This window comes from Acinetobacter sp. ANC 4654, assembly GCF_002135425.1.
Taxonomy (GTDB): Bacteria; Pseudomonadota; Gammaproteobacteria; order Pseudomonadales; family Moraxellaceae; genus Acinetobacter; species Acinetobacter kyonggiensis.
Map to the genome: position 1 here is coordinate 1 of NZ_NEGL01000009.1, position 15095 is coordinate 15095.

Annotated in this window: 13 protein-coding genes and 2 pseudogenes; 6 read left to right on the top strand and 9 right to left on the bottom strand. The window is 33.3% G+C overall.

What is annotated here, in order from left to right:
• The first annotated feature begins 816 nt into the window (after positions 1-816).
• Both B9T24_RS13435 and B9T24_RS13440 read left to right on the top strand, forming a co-directional pair.
• Positions 817-1302, top strand: a complete 486-nt coding sequence (locus B9T24_RS13435; protein ID WP_086166238.1) for a DUF2867 domain-containing protein — start codon at positions 817-819, stop codon at positions 1300-1302.
• A 668-nt stretch (positions 1303-1970) separates the two neighbouring features.
• Entirely contained in the window at positions 1971-3590 is a 1620-nt protein-coding gene (locus tag B9T24_RS13440) for an oleate hydratase (protein ID WP_086166239.1), read from the top strand.
• 436 nt (positions 3591-4026) lie between these two features.
• On the opposite strand, the gene B9T24_RS13445 is transcribed toward B9T24_RS13440, so the two are convergent.
• Entirely contained in the window at positions 4027-4887 is an 861-nt protein-coding gene (locus B9T24_RS13445; protein ID WP_086166240.1) for a Vmh family MBL fold metallo-hydrolase, read from the bottom strand.
• Between the two features lie 27 nt (positions 4888-4914).
• Complete coding sequence (locus B9T24_RS13450; RefSeq protein ID WP_086166241.1) at positions 4915-5571, bottom strand: DsbA family protein; 657 nt, start codon at positions 5569-5571, stop codon at positions 4915-4917.
• Between the two features lie 142 nt (positions 5572-5713).
• Between B9T24_RS13450 and B9T24_RS13455 the strand changes: the two genes are divergently transcribed.
• Both B9T24_RS13455 and B9T24_RS13460 read left to right on the top strand, forming a co-directional pair.
• Positions 5714-6055 (top strand): winged helix-turn-helix transcriptional regulator, encoded by a 342-nt coding sequence (locus B9T24_RS13455; RefSeq protein WP_086166242.1) that lies wholly within the window; start codon positions 5714-5716, stop codon positions 6053-6055.
• A 215-nt stretch (positions 6056-6270) separates the two neighbouring features.
• The gene (locus tag B9T24_RS13460; RefSeq protein ID WP_086166243.1) at positions 6271-6876 is read left to right on the top strand and encodes an alpha/beta fold hydrolase; all 606 of its coding nucleotides are present in this window, start codon (positions 6271-6273) and stop codon (positions 6874-6876) included.
• A gap of 611 nt (positions 6877-7487) precedes the next feature.
• On the opposite strand, the gene B9T24_RS13465 is transcribed toward B9T24_RS13460, so the two are convergent.
• From B9T24_RS13465 to B9T24_RS13475, 3 genes are all read right to left on the bottom strand, one after another.
• Entirely contained in the window at positions 7488-7826 is a 339-nt protein-coding gene (locus B9T24_RS13465; RefSeq protein ID WP_086166244.1) for a hypothetical protein, read from the bottom strand.
• 669 nt (positions 7827-8495) lie between these two features.
• The gene (locus B9T24_RS13470) at positions 8496-8933 is read right to left on the bottom strand and encodes a BLUF domain-containing protein (protein ID WP_086166245.1); all 438 of its coding nucleotides are present in this window, start codon (positions 8931-8933) and stop codon (positions 8496-8498) included.
• Between the two features lie 876 nt (positions 8934-9809).
• A complete protein-coding gene (locus B9T24_RS13475; protein ID WP_086166246.1) occupies positions 9810-10046 on the bottom strand; it encodes a hypothetical protein in 237 nt (78 codons plus the stop codon).
• Between the two features lie 233 nt (positions 10047-10279).
• Here B9T24_RS13475 and B9T24_RS13480 point away from each other — a divergent pair.
• Positions 10280-11102 (top strand): IS5 family transposase gene (locus B9T24_RS13480; protein WP_143223753.1). Its coding sequence is split into 2 segments (ribosomal slippage): positions 10280-10660 and positions 10662-11102, totalling 822 coding nucleotides; the frame shifts between segments, so codons are not numbered across the junction.
• Positions 11103-11440: 338 nt separating this feature from the next.
• Here B9T24_RS13480 and B9T24_RS17170 read toward each other — a convergent pair.
• Positions 11441-11626: pseudogene (locus tag B9T24_RS17170) on the bottom strand (transposase); the annotation flags it as partial.
• Between the two features lie 713 nt (positions 11627-12339).
• Entirely contained in the window at positions 12340-12540 is a 201-nt protein-coding gene (locus tag B9T24_RS13495; RefSeq protein ID WP_086166247.1) for a hypothetical protein, read from the bottom strand.
• A gap of 263 nt (positions 12541-12803) precedes the next feature.
• Between B9T24_RS13495 and B9T24_RS13500 the strand changes: the two are divergent.
• A pseudogene (locus B9T24_RS13500) lies at positions 12804-13433 on the top strand (IS5 family transposase); the annotation flags it as partial.
• A gap of 265 nt (positions 13434-13698) precedes the next feature.
• On the opposite strand, the gene B9T24_RS16945 reads toward B9T24_RS13500, so the two are convergent.
• Both B9T24_RS16945 and B9T24_RS13505 read right to left on the bottom strand, forming a co-directional pair.
• Complete coding sequence (locus tag B9T24_RS16945) at positions 13699-13857, bottom strand: hypothetical protein (protein WP_171264913.1); 159 nt, start codon at positions 13855-13857, stop codon at positions 13699-13701.
• A gap of 761 nt (positions 13858-14618) precedes the next feature.
• Complete coding sequence (locus B9T24_RS13505; protein ID WP_086166248.1) at positions 14619-15077, bottom strand: DUF2147 domain-containing protein; 459 nt, start codon at positions 15075-15077, stop codon at positions 14619-14621.
• Between the last annotated feature and the right edge of the window lie 18 nt (positions 15078-15095).

Here is a 15095-nt window from a genome sequence, read left to right on the forward strand (position 1 = left end):
ACGCTTTATTTGTTATTTTAATTATGCGTCACAATTAAAGTTATTTATAAAAGATTTTTTTACACGAATATGAATTTTCTAGAATCATAAGCCTAATGTGAGTTAGCCATGTTAATACCCTACATCTGTATTAATCGTATGTAAGGATGTAGGGTGTGCTGCCTTAATTGTGTGACCATCTGCTATTTTTACCATCCTTCGATATTCTTTTTGTGCAACGTCTATTAAAAACAATGCCACATTCATCACTTTATATTTTTTAACGGCAACTAAATAATAATTATAAATACCTGTATATAAAATGGTTTATTTTAAATACATGTTTTTTTATATATCAATTATCGACAAAAAATCTTCTATTTATAATGATCTTCGCCATTCAACCCAAAGAAGAACTTTGAATCATTTCATGCTTATTTATTAATTTAGTAATCATAATTTTACTCATTCCAAAACCGACTAATGTTAGGTCAACTTAGTGGACTTTCACACGTCTCCCAACATTACCTTCGTACTGATCGGATGTGCTGTGCAGCCTAATCTAAGGACGCACAGTAATCTATGACTAAGCATGCTTTTCATAATCAATCAACAATTGAGCCAAAATCTCAGTTGCAAACAATACTTTTCATTGGATATTTACCAGCTTAGTATTATTTAAAATAAAGCCGAGCTCCACAATCAATTTGGTATTACGCACAAATATCAGCTTGCATATATTGAAGAATAAAAAATAAAAATTGACAATATGTACTTATAAATATTAAAAATAAATCAACAAATTAACTAAAAAATAAATTTCTAAGAGTATTTCAATTGAATATAGAAAACAGTAAATCTAGATTAGTTGCACCTGTTAAAGAGTTGAATTTCCTTCATGAGGATACGCAAATTATTAACAAGAATATTAACGCAATTCAAGCCTATAGCATGATGACGCATAAATCATCTGCTTGGCTCAATACTACTTTTAAGATTAGAGATTTCTTAAGTTATAGATTAGGAGGTGTAAAGCCAATTAAAGGATTTGGCTCGTCAACAATTCATCCAACAAAATTAAATGATAAATTAGATTTCTTTGATGTAGTTAAAATTACAGATAATGAATTGTTTCTCCAGTCAACGGATAAGCATTTGAGTGTGTTAGTTGCTATGCAAATTAATGCATGTACTGAGTACAAGAATGAAATTAAGATTACAACAAGTGTCGTAACGTACAATTTTTTTGGAAAAATTTATATGCTTCCAGTCTCAATTGCACATGGGCGGATTATAAGAAATATGCTTAAAAAATTAGCATAACTTACGAGCAAAGCCCTTGCTTAATTTGCCCCAAAAGTTGGACATACCAGTCCAATTTAAAGGCTGCATTTCATATCAAATACATAACCTGAATCCAGCTTAAGTCAATGCTTCGCTCATTTGAATCGTTGGCTTATTTTTATGGCAGAGCTAATAAACAGACAAAATTGCATAAATACCTGCGAAGTAATCTAAGAGAGTCCGAGACTTACTCGTCATCAGATTATATGCTCTTTGGGCAAACTGAATAATGACAAGAAGAAAACTTTGGAATTATTGAAATGCGAGCATTGATACCAAATTTCGATGAACACGATTCAGGTTATGTAAGTTATCTATTCTTTTTTAAACAGCCACCTCATCATCACCCATAGATTTTTCTTATAAATAAAAATACAGTTGTGTATTATTAAAACGCTTGGATGGGCTTCCAAAAAAAATAGAGTAAAAACTCAGTAAGTTTTTCTAATTCAATAATTTAAGAATATATTAAAATCCAATAATGTTCATCAAAAATCCAAAAAAACCATAAAACTTAAGTTATTGATTACAAAAAACTGTATAAAATTGCTTTAACTTTCATACATTTTTCATATATAAAAAGACATACTAATTTTATGGTTTTAAACCATTTAACACATAATTTTTAAATCAATGAGGGGTTAACAATGCAAAATAAGAAACGCAATCTTTTAGATGCGCAACACTCACATCTTTGGATTATCGGTGGCGGTATTGCTGGCATGGCAGCAGCGGCTTTTGCAATTCGCGATGCTAAAGTGCCTGCAAAAAATATTCATATTTTAGAAGAGCTGGATATATCGGGCGGTTCAATGGATGGTGGCCCTACTCCGCATGCAGCGCAAGCATGGGTAACACGTGGTGGACGTATGCTGACCGATGAGACCTATTTATGTCTATGGGACTTATTTTCCAGTATTCCCTCTTTAGAAAATCCTGAAATTTCTGTACGTGAAGAATGTCGTGAATTTAACGAACAAGTGAAAACCCATGCACAAGCGCGTTTAATTGATGCACAGCATGTAATTGCAAATGCAGAAAAACTCGGACTAAATACATTGCACCGTGCGCAAATGTTGCGCTTATTGGCATCGAGAGAAGAAAAAATCGGTAGCCGCCGCATTGATGAGTTTTTTGATGACGCTTTTTTTGCAACCAATTTTTGGCGCATGTGGCGCACAACATTCGCTTTTCAAAAGTGGCATAGTGCAGCTGAACTGCGCCGCTACTTTTTGCGTTTTATTCAGGAACTACCACGTATTCATACGCTCGCAGGTGTCAAACGCACCAAGTACAATCAATACGATTCCATGATTCTGCCGCTACAGCGCTGGCTGATGGCGCAAGGCGTAGATGTACGCTTTGGCAATTATGTGACCGATGCAGACTTCATTACCGATGAAGAAACCCAAGAGCGTCGTGCTACGCGTCTATACGTGAAATTACCTGAAGGTACAGAGCAAATCGAGCTGAAAGCGCACGACTTAGCCATTTTCACTTTAGGCTCAATTACTGCCGACTCTCGTTATGGCGGCAATGATGATGTACCCGCTTTAATCCGAGACCGTTTGGATCATGGTTGGACACTTTGGAATACCTTGGCTAAGAAAGCACCTGACTTTGGCCGTCCAATGACTTTTTATGGCAATGTCGATGAACATAAGTGGGAGTCATTCACCCTAACCATGAAAGATGATGTGTTATTAAAACGCATCATTGATTACACTGGCAATGAACCAGGCACTGGCGCATTAATGACTTGGTTTGAATCAGGCTGGCATTTATCCATTGTAGTTCCAGCGCAGCCACATTTTGCCGATTTGCCTGAAGGCATATATACCCTATGGGGCTACGGCTTCCAAATTGACCATATCGGCGATTACATCAAAAAACCGATGAGCGAAGCCACTGGTAAAGAAATTTTAACCGAACTTATCAAACAGTTGGGCTTTGATGACATTTTAGAGCATGTGTTGCAAACAACCGATGTGACAACAGCGATGATGCCATATGCATCCGCTCTGTTCGCGTGCCGCAAACCGGGTGATCGTCCTTTGGTGATTCCTCATGGTTCGCAAAACTTTGCCTTTTTAGGTCAGTTTGTTGAAATTGAAGATGATGTGGTCTTCACTGTGGAATATTCTGTACGTGGCGCTATGATTGCTATTTATGAATTCTTTGGTGTAGAGCGTGAAATTCCAGAGATCTATAATGGTCTGCTCGATCCGAAAGTAGGTTTAAAAGCACTGGAAACAGTTTTCCATTAAGCATGAATTGACCTTGTATAAAATAAGAGCACACAAACGTGCTCTTATTTTTTAACTTAGCCTATTTTTATCTCAACACATTAAAAAATATACTTATTTCACCAAATTAATAGAAGTAGATTGCCCTATTTAAAAAATAATATACTTAAATTTTATTTACTTAGATCTTCGCCAGTTGTCACAACCTCAATAATGATCCTAGCCAAAAAATATGCTGACTTTAACTTACAAAAATAAGTGCAGGCTTGGTATGAATAACGCAAATAATCAGGACAAATCCTCTTAATTTAAATTTTGGATTTAATTTATAGAGAAATAAATAAATTAACGCATACAACTTAATCCATTGTATAGATTAAGTTGTATGCAAATAAAAGCTTAAAAGTTGCCAATGATTCTAGAAAAGATAATTTTAAGAACATGAATTGCGCTTAAATTATTTCCACTGCATTTCACCAGTCAGTACTTTAGAGCTTAATTCCAAAGAACTTTCTTCTGCCAAGTTAGGGTACTTCTCTTTTAAGGCCGCAATGACTGATGCTGAATTTTTATTATTTTTCAAAACCTTATCGACATCCACAAGATACTGATAGGTAAAGTCGATGGCTTTTGTTCCAGAAGGAATTTCACCCATGTAATGTCCAGGAATGACAGCATTTGGGTGTAATCGATTCATTTGTTTCACCGTTTTACGCCATTCAGCACGTGCTTCTTTCGTTTGTGCATCTGCTGTCCACAAATGAATACCTGAAGACAAACCAACACCGCCCAGAATTGTACGGCTGCTTGGAACCCAAAGATAAGAAGCATATTTACCTGATGCTTTAATCTCAATTTTTTCACCTTCTAGCTCAATCGTTTGATCCTCAATTGCACTAGGAACAATCACTTGAGACGGAGCACCATTTTTCAAAATGGGTCCCCAATAGGCAAACTTGCCATCTTTAGTTGCTTCAATATGTTTGACTACTTCAGGTGTTGCAATCACTTTTGCATTTGGGAATGCTTGTACAAGTGGTTCTAAACCGAAATAATAATCTGGATCACCTGCTGTAATCACAATGTATTTAAGGTTTTTACCACTGTCCTGAATGAGTTTTACTAAGTTCTTTGCATCATTGACACTAAATTGTGCATCAACAAGCGCAGCTTCTTTTTCACCCGAAATTAGAGTCGATGTAACAGGGAAAATGCCTTGTGCTTGAGGGTTATAAACTTTATAGCTTAACTCCGTTGCAAAAGCTGAAGCACTCAGTGCCATTGAACTTACAAGAAGGGAATTTAAAAATAATTTCATATTTGTTACCTCACATTAAAAATTCAATTACGCGTTAAGAAGCTGCTGATCTATAAACTGAATGAAATCCTGCGGTTTATTGTAAAATCTATCTATGTGTATCTTCTTCATTTCACCAGATTGGTTTTCATACACCAATGTTGGAAAACCTTGTCCACGCACACGTGATAACAATTGACGTGTCTGATGAATACTTTGATGCATAAACTTCTGATCTACTGCCTCTAAATATTTTGACCATTGATCATCATGAATACCTAACTGCAAAATAAGTTGAGCAAGCACACTGTATTGTGTGACATTTAGGCCATTCTGATAGTAGCCCTGTTGTATTAAATTTAAGAGCGACAACATTGAGCTATGCCCTAAACCCTGATAAATACTCAGTAAAGCATGAGTTGCAGGGATAGAGTTCATGATCAATGTTGTATCTGCAAGCAAACCATTTTTATAATCATCTCCAAAATTTACACCTGTGAGCTGATGTATCTGCTCATCATAATGAATGATTTGTGCACGCATTGCTGCTGTCATTTGCGGTTGGTGATTTTCACTATAAAGCCCACCCAAATGTAGACTCTGTAAATTTGGAAATTTTTCTTCGACTGCATTCATTAAAGGTAATGCACCATAGCTCCAGCCACAGATAGGATCGATAATCCAATGTAAAATTGGAGAAGCCATAAACGTACTCTCATCAATAAAGATATGATTTGAAATGTGCGAAGAACCGTACATTTCAGGCGATATTTGTTATAGTAAATAAGACAGTTACTTTTTGTAAGTACTTACGAAAAAGTAAGTGCTCTTTTATGGCGGAAAATATATGAAGACTAATGAATCTTGCTTGGTCGCAAATGTTCTATCAAAAAATTGCCCCTCTAGAGTTACGCTAATGCATTTAACCAATCGTTGGGGGGTACTCGTTATGTTTAGTCTAAGAAAAGGGACACATCGATTTAGCGAATTAAGACGAAAAATTGATGGTATTAGTGAAAAAATGTTGACTCAAACTTTACGTGATTTAGAAAATGATGGTTTTATCGTTCGTAAGGAATATGCCGTTATTCCTCCACATGTAGAATATTCATTATCTGCAAAAAAAGGCGTTGAAGTTGCTGAAAAAATTTATGACTTAGTTGATTGGATTGAAAAAAATACAAATTAAGTGGGTAAGTCATCAACCTCCAACCATAATCAGAATTCGTATTTAGAATCAGTCACAACGCTCTGAAAGACACCTAGATTACATAGTTTAGGCGCACATTCAATATCCCTTTTACAAACTCACCACAAACCAAAGGCCTTGGTTAATAACATCTAGACGAATTAAATTATAAGAGATAGGCTTTAAATAATTTAAAGATTTAAGTATATGAAAAAATGGATAAAATAGTATTTTTACCTGGGGCTTCTGGAAATATAGATTTTTGGAATCCTTTAATTGATTTTTTGCCCATACATTATGAAAAAGAGATTATTGGTTATCCTGGTTTTGGAACCTCTGAAAATGATCAAAATATAAATAATTTTAGTGACTTACAAGACTATGTCACGAGCAAAATTCAATCCAAATCCATTCTGATTGCTCAATCAATGGGAGGGATTTTTGCAGTTAATAAGACCCTCACGAATCCTAATCTGATTAAAGGTCTGGTTTTAATCGCAACTTCAGGTGGAATTGATTTGACTCATTTTAATGTTCAAGATTGGCGTACTGAATACCAAGAGCAATATCCACGATATCCCAACTGGTTCATGACAACGAATGTTGATTATGAAGATTATCTTGAAACAATTGATGTTCCTGTTTTATTGATATGGGGAGATGATGATTCTATAAGCCCTATTACTGTAGGGAAATATCTAAACTATAAATTAGGAAATTCTAAATTGCATATTATTGAGGGTGGAAAACATGACTTAGCAGAAAAGTATGCTGAAGAAGTTAGCCTGTATATCAATCAGTTTTTAGAAACTCTTTGTTAATTCCCCCTAAAATCCACAGCTGTTATGGCAAACAATACACTGTAGTCGCTTTTGTGTGAATATTCCCTCGCTATGCAAATTATTTCTTCAGTTTTATACATTTTTATTTACATACATTTAAGATTGAATTGAAATTTTATCAATTATTTATCATCAATAACTCATTCCACGAAAAATAATTATGTATTAAATTTTGACAAAACATGACCTTAGACTGCTGATTAAGCACATGTATCAATGGTAACTGACTCAAACATCTGCACGACCAAATATCGAGGTATGGCAAAAAAGTAGATGGACAAGAATTGAATGTCGAAGGATTAAATCACAGTTGATTTTCGCCTAAAATAGCCCTCAAAATTGAGGGCTATTTCATATAACGTCCATTATGTTATATAGCGGGTTTCTATCTATTTTAGAATACTCGTGGAAGCTTAACCAACAGTTTCCAAAGTATTGCTGACACAACATGACCTTTCATTACAAAGCATATAAGTATGATTTGTAGATGAGCATGCCGATAAAACGCTCACTGGGAAATTATTTATCTGAATCTCGATTAAAAATCTCTAGGACTACACCAATGACAGCCACCATGAGGTGGAAGCTCATTAATTGTTGTAACTACGGTTTACTGTACCTCTCTTACAGAATTTTCCTTGATATCCATTATTACACTGGTTTAGATCACTAGGTGTTGGTGTACCTACACATAAACAGTATTGATCTTTAACGGGTACAACACCCGAAACTTTGTCCCTTTCACCGCCATGCATTGTGAAGTTTCTATTTCCTCCAGAGCTATAATGAATACTGAAATAGCACATAGATGAGCTATAAGCATCGCAACCCCAAGGAACTGTTTCTTTCTTTTCCGCTGATACATTACTTGAAATAAGCAATCCACCGAAAAAAAAGAAGCCGCAAAGAATGCTTAACACGAATTTCATGAAAACACCTCCTTTTCAGATACAAGCCGCTGATAGGATAGATTTCTGTACTAACCTAAAAAGATTCTAAATTAACTACAGACATATGGCTCATTTCTTCGAAAAACAAAATGGAGCATAACTATTCTAAGTTCAGCCTTGTTTGTCAATTTGATCACATTTTAAGCATTTTATGGTATGTAATTTGTTTAACCCAAAAGCTGAGCTTGATAGCCGATTGACACAGAGAGGGTGCTGGATAAGCATATTTAGAGAGCAGTTTGATAAAGTTGCTAACAAAACAACGCATTTCAAATACTAGAGGATGGAAATTAAAATAGCTAATCAGCAACAGAGTCAACCAAATCAAGAATCTAATCAGCAACAACCTAAACGTCAAAATGAACCAAACAGCCCACAGCAGTAAACTGATCCTAAAAAACAATCCAAAAAGCTACAAAAATGATCTTTCCGATTATAAAAAGGATCTATTTAAGATTTAATCTGGTTGCTAAAATTTATAACCTAGGATTGAATGAAAAATAAGTTCTGAAAGAGTTCAAAGTTAAGGAGTTAATATCTAGTATTCATAACAAATCAGCATCACAAACTTGATTAATTTTTATTTTGTCTTTTTTCTCTTCTTAGTTAAATTAAAATAATTTTTAAATATGATCATTTTTTATTGATTTAAATATAATATTCCCATTCATTTTGTTTTGATAAAATTTTTAAAAATGGTCCAATTGTTAATGTATTTAGGAGAAATGGATTGAACTCGCTACCATGATTTTCTAAAAAGAAATTTCTTAAATGAACATTAAGAGGAGCAAATTTCATAGCCCATTGGTCAAATAATCGGACTTTAGATTCCTCAAAATAAATTAACTGACAAGAAGTATGACGATTATCTTTTAAAATTTTATTAAAATACAAATCATTTACAGTTGATTTTTTTCCTTCCAAACATTGGATAAAACACCCATTACCATAACAAAGGACTCCAGTTATATTTTCTTGAGTATTGTAGTTAATTGAAGTAGTTAAAATATTCATTAAATCCAATTTAAAGGCATCATCATTACGATAAAATTTACTGACATATACAAGCCTAATACATCCTATCATTATTAAAGACCTTCTAATTCTCTTGAAATATAAATATACTATCAACTTTATTTAGTATAAAGAACAACATTATAATAAAAATAACACATAAAAATTTAAATTAATGTTTTAAATCTTATACTGATTACCAATGAATATGCTATGTATCCTATATAAGATACAAACATTAAAATAAAGCCATTCATTTTAAGAACAATGTTTTTGCTTTATTTCTTCAATTAACCAACCATTTTATCTCTTTGTTGTTGTCGTAGATTCAACGATCAAATTAAAATTCAGCATTACCCGTATGTAAAAATTAGTATATCAACGGCATAAATATATATCAGCTATTGCAACACGGGGTAAAAGCTAAGCTCTATGCAAATCGTGCTTATATCAACCAAGAATAAAGTTAAAACTAAAATACCAAGACATTGATTTAATTAAATATCATCATAAAATATAGAAGCAGTCAACTTACTAGAAACTTTCCTCAAACTTGATAGAAAAAATAGAAAAGAAAACCCCATCAAACCAATGACGGGGTTTTCTATGCCGTAGAACATTCGGCAATTTCGAGAACTACTTAATCCTCTTTACCGCATTTGCGGCATTCATGGGTGTATCCACTATCATCGAAGTCGAATTCATACGCATGAATACAGAATAATTTACGGAGGAATTGGAGCATTTGTTTTTCCTAAATTTCAAGAAAAAAAATACCTCCTTGATAGGAGGTAGAAACTAAAAACAAAAAATATAGCGATAGATTCTATAAATTATTATATATCTACTTGATTTTAAATCATTGGCAAAATATTACTTTACCATTAGTTCAAAACATATAAGATGAACCCCGATCAATGAGCGAGCTTACGTTATTATACAGCTATATCAATTTGAACACTTCACTTCAAGCTGATAATCATCTTGAGTAACTTTAATTTTAATCTTCTTATATTTTCTCTTACTCGGCTCCATAGCTGAGCCAGCTACTTCTTCAAAAAAATTTCGATCGTTCATTAGCTCTCCATAAGCTTTATAGCCAATTAATATTTTTTCAGGCGTTTTATTTTTTAAAACTATATCACCAACAAGTTTATCTAGTTTCTTTATATTAATATTCGGCATTTAGATTAAGCTCAAAATTTTAAAAAAATATTATACTTTAGTTTTATGAATATATAGTGTCAAAAAATATCTAATGATTAATTTTAAAATTTAATTATTCATCTTTCTTAAAGTTAATTCAATCTGATTAGTCGCTTCCCACAGCTTCAAATCACTCGATAGCCAGAAATAGTATAAGTTATCATCAATAATAGACCTCTTGCGAAAGTAAAAACCACCTCAATCTAAGTTTCATGAGATATCAGAAATTAAACCGTTTTTCAGATTCTGAATTCAAACGCTTGGTTGGCGTACCTCGGCAAGTTTTTACTGAAATGGTAGAGGTTTTAGAAACAGCAGAATCACTCAAAAAGAAATCAGGTCGTCCTCATACTTTAGATTTAGAGGATCAGTTGTTATTAACTCTCAATTACTTACGGAACTACAGTACTCAACTGGAATTGGCGGCAAATTACCATATGGCTGAAAGCAATGTGAATCGAACCATTAAAAAAGTTGAAGATGCATTAATGAAATCAAGACGTTTTACTCTGCCAAAACGAAGCATTACCACAGCAGACGAACACTTTAACTGGGTCATTATTGATGCCACAGAATGTTCAATAGAACGCCCGAAAAAAAAATCAGAGTAAGTTCTGCAGTGGTAAAAAGAAGAAACATACGCTAAAAGTACAAGTGATCTATCATCCGAAGAGCAAACAAATCATAGGGCTAGATATATCGAATGGCAGTCAGCATGACACTAAATTGGCAAGAAAAACGGTTAAGAAATTCAAACATTGTGAATATGTTATGACCGATTTAGGTTACTATGGATTAGAGCAAGATGGCTTTAAATTATTGATGCCAATAAAGAAAAAAAAGAATTTACCTTTATTTACTGTTGAGAAAAAGTACAATAAAATGATTGGAAAAATACGAGTTGTGATCGAACACATCAATAGTCAATTGAAAACATTTAGAATATTAAGTGAACGCTATCGAAATAGACGGAAAAGATTCGGTTTACGCATTAACTTAATCGCTGCACTGGTAAACTGGATAAATTTTCAATAATGACTTTCGCAAGAGATCTAATGCATATCTGTTTGCAATATTCTGAAGCTTTACGTCTTCAACCCCCTTCGCTTTAAAGCATTCTTTCTTGAAATTAAAAGATTGATCTGCCAAATCCCCTATGCATATGTTCAATACTTTCTTTTATCAAAATAAAAAACCTACTTACCTCTCCCAAGATAAATAGGTTTAATCTACGCTGTAATTTTAGAATTTTTAAATTATTTATTTTCACTAAATATAGCGTTAAATTATTTCAATAATATGAAAGCTATTTAAAAAGCCCACATTTTTGTGAGCTTTTATTATTTATTTATCAACTAGAGTTCTTTCATAAATCATTTTTTAGACAGTTCCATGTTGTAAATTCCAGCGATCAAATTAAATCTTAAACCAAGCCTTTTTCCTCTATTTCGGTATCGTTCTGCAAGTATTTTAAAGGTCTTGAGTACACCAAATACATGTTCTACGCCTATTCTTCTTTTATTGATTTCACGATTATATTTTTTCAAAATTGGATCTAATTTACAGCCTTTTTTGCCTCAAGCGGAATTAAACTGTTTGCGTAAATATCATAGATTCCTTGGTCACCTTTATCTGCCAAGACAAAGGCATCTTTAGGAATTAAGTGTAGATTTCTTTTGAATAGTTCAAAGTCATGCACTGCTCCTTTACACATACATATACTGAGAATTGCTCGTGTTTTAGCATGAATAATCGCTTGTACTTTGAATGTATGACTTTTTTCTTACCACTATAGCTGTGCTTCTGTTTTTTTTGGAACGCTGTACAGGTATTTCTGTTGCATCCACAATGACAACATTCCAATCAAAGCCTTCACCTTGAGGTAAATTCTTCGGTAAATTAAAAAGATTAGACTGAATCAAGCAGTCCTCTACATTTCGGACAACTCTAGAGGCAGTCGGTTCTGAAACACCATAGCTTGTGGCAACATGAAATAAAGTTCAGTATTCACGCCAATAGCTTAGACACAGAAGTATTTGATCTTCCAATCCTAATTTAGAGGGTCTACCTTTAGCAGGCACATGCTTTTTTAGTTGCTCAACCATTAAATAAAAAGTTGAGAAAGAAAGCCTGTGTATCGTTTAAACTGTGTGTCAGAAAGCTTTTTTGAATCGATATATTTCATACGTAGATTATGCATGAATTCTGCAAAATTAAGGGTGCATATAATCGCCAAAAAGATGCTCGTTTTTTGATTTATGAAAGATATCTACTATAAATCAGTACCAATAAATACACTTTCAATAAAAGCATTTGCATCGTGATCATCGAGTAATTCAATGTTTACATCCAAATGAATAACTTCAGCGCCAGTTTTTTCTTTAAAATCAGCAATTTTTTGAGTAAGAAACTCTTGAATTTCATCTTCCAGCTTAGCTCTTTCAATACGATATTCTTCTAATACTTCTTTCACAACGATCATCCTAATTTTTAATTGTGCAATTAATTTACCATAAAGATCAAAAAAACCTGATCAATTACTCAACTTTCGTTGCTATTCTTAATTGGTATATGGTTTAGAAATATAAAGCCATGACCTCATTAAAAATCACAGCATCATTTAGTTTGTTAATCCTATAAAGAACGACCTACTTTATTAGGGTCTGTTGACATTTGCTGTTCAAAAAAATAGAGAGGCAGTAAAATTCAATCGCCAAACCAAATTTACTGCTCGCTATGCCCCATACAATGCTGACTGATCAACACTGGTCTAAGTTAACGCCTATTTTCCGTGATTTTAATATTTATCTCAAACCAAACTTACGTTTATTTATTGAAGCAATCCTTTATCGAATTCGTACAGGTTGTCCTTGCCGAGATTTACCTGAATATTTTGGTAACTCAAATTCTATCTTTAAGAAGTTTAATCGATGGTCTAAACACTCTAAGTTATTAAATATATTTAAATTACTATCAATGAATGCTGACTTATAATGGGTCTTTATTGATGCTACACACGTCAGAGCACATCAACATTCGACTGGAATTAAAGATCAAGATATTGCTCGTAGCATTGGTGGGAATAGCTCTAAAATTCATTTAGCTGTTGATTCAAATGGTCATCCAATAGCGTTTATTATAAGCGATGGGACAACACATGATGTTAAAATTGCACCTGATCTCGTGACATTATTAGATTTAGAGCAGACGGAAATACTGTGTGCTGATAAAGGTTATGACTCAGAACCATTAAGGAATCAAATTAAAGTCACTAAAACAAAAGCCAATATTCCAAAGAAATCCAATACAAAAACAAGCAATGATCATATGGATTGGTATTTATATAAAATCAGGCACTTATATGAAATGTCAATAGACCCTAATAAATCGCAGAAACTGTACTTTTCAAAGTAGTCTTGCCTTGCGCTGCAAAATAAAGCCGTGCTTTATTTATGGCTCAAGTTGCGGATGACGTTTCCGCGTATCGAATAAAATCATGAATTTAAAATAAAAAACCAGTCAATTTCTTAACTGACTGGCATTACGATCTACTGACAGAGCTTTTGTTACTATATAAATCTGAGAATCGCTAATTAAAATCACACTTATTAGTGAGGTTACTTTAAAGAAATTACACAGTAATGTTCTCAACCTTAACATTTTCATCTAACTGAGAATTTTTAGTGCTTTCATCAAGCTGAGCATTTTTTGGATTTTGCTTCCTATTCTTCATCTTCTTATAGCAATATCCCGCTGCCACACCTGCACCAATTAGAGCTAACAGTTTCATTACTCACCTCAAAACAAAAAACATAGGAATATAAACACTACCACCCATTCTTATAGCTTTACACCTCAACTTAGATTATTTTTTGTATGAGATGTAAATCTATGTACCGAAAAACAAAGGATGCTCTTGCACACCATAAATCAACCTAATCCAGTATCATCTAAAAAGCCTAATTGTCTATCTTGCTATTTTCATCTTTTAGCAAGGTTGTTTACTCAGATCATTTCTTCTTTGATTTTTTAGGGTCAATTAAGATCTTCTCCTGCACACCATTCTTATCATGTTCGAAAAGATCATCTCAACCCTTTTTAATTGTCTAGATCAATTCAATCATAACTGGTTGTAATTTATTATTAGAGTATTGAGCCAATAGAGATTAGTTGACTACAGTTTTAACTACTCTAAAGGCTGAATCATCAAAGGCTTTGGAAAAACTGGAGATTTAATGATTATTGCTTGTGACAGTGATAAAGTCTCGACTTTCAAAAAATTAATTATTGAATCTAGCAGTAAATATTTAAAACCACTTAACCCTGAATGATGTAAAATAATAAACACAAGTTATTGTATTATATAAATTAGTTTTCTTAATTAATACTGTACTAACTTGAACTATATCTAAATATTGCTTTAGATTATTATAAAGAGAAATATAAACTCACTTATGCCTCATGAAAAATAAAACCACCCAATGATGAAATTAGGTGGTTTTTCTATTTAGATGACTTTTATTTTTAAACCATTGATTAATGAAAGTAATATCAGAGTTTCTTCCAAATCATATTGCTAACAGTATTGCTATTTTTAGCTTTACCTTGGACTTTTATTTGATCTCCTGAAGCATTTAGCCGGGCATCAATATTATATACTCGCCCATCCTGTGGGTTGACCCACACTCCTTTGCTGAATTGCTGATTACTGGCATCTGCAACAAGCCCTTTTAGCGCCTCCATTCCAAAAATCGGCTGATTCTTCAGTGCACCCTGACATTTGGTACACACGTCAGTCATTGGTGTACCTGGTAAAGGATAGTTTTTAGTAATGACAGCACTATATTGCTGTGTTTTTGAATTCTTACGGATCACGATATCTGAGATATAATAACCAGTATAGTCATCTATAACCTTCCATGTACCAATTAATGGATCAAAAGGCATAGCAGATAATGGATTAATGAGTCCAAGGAGTAGTGCAACAGCACCAATAAATTTAAGGTTCATAAAAAGATATTACAATTC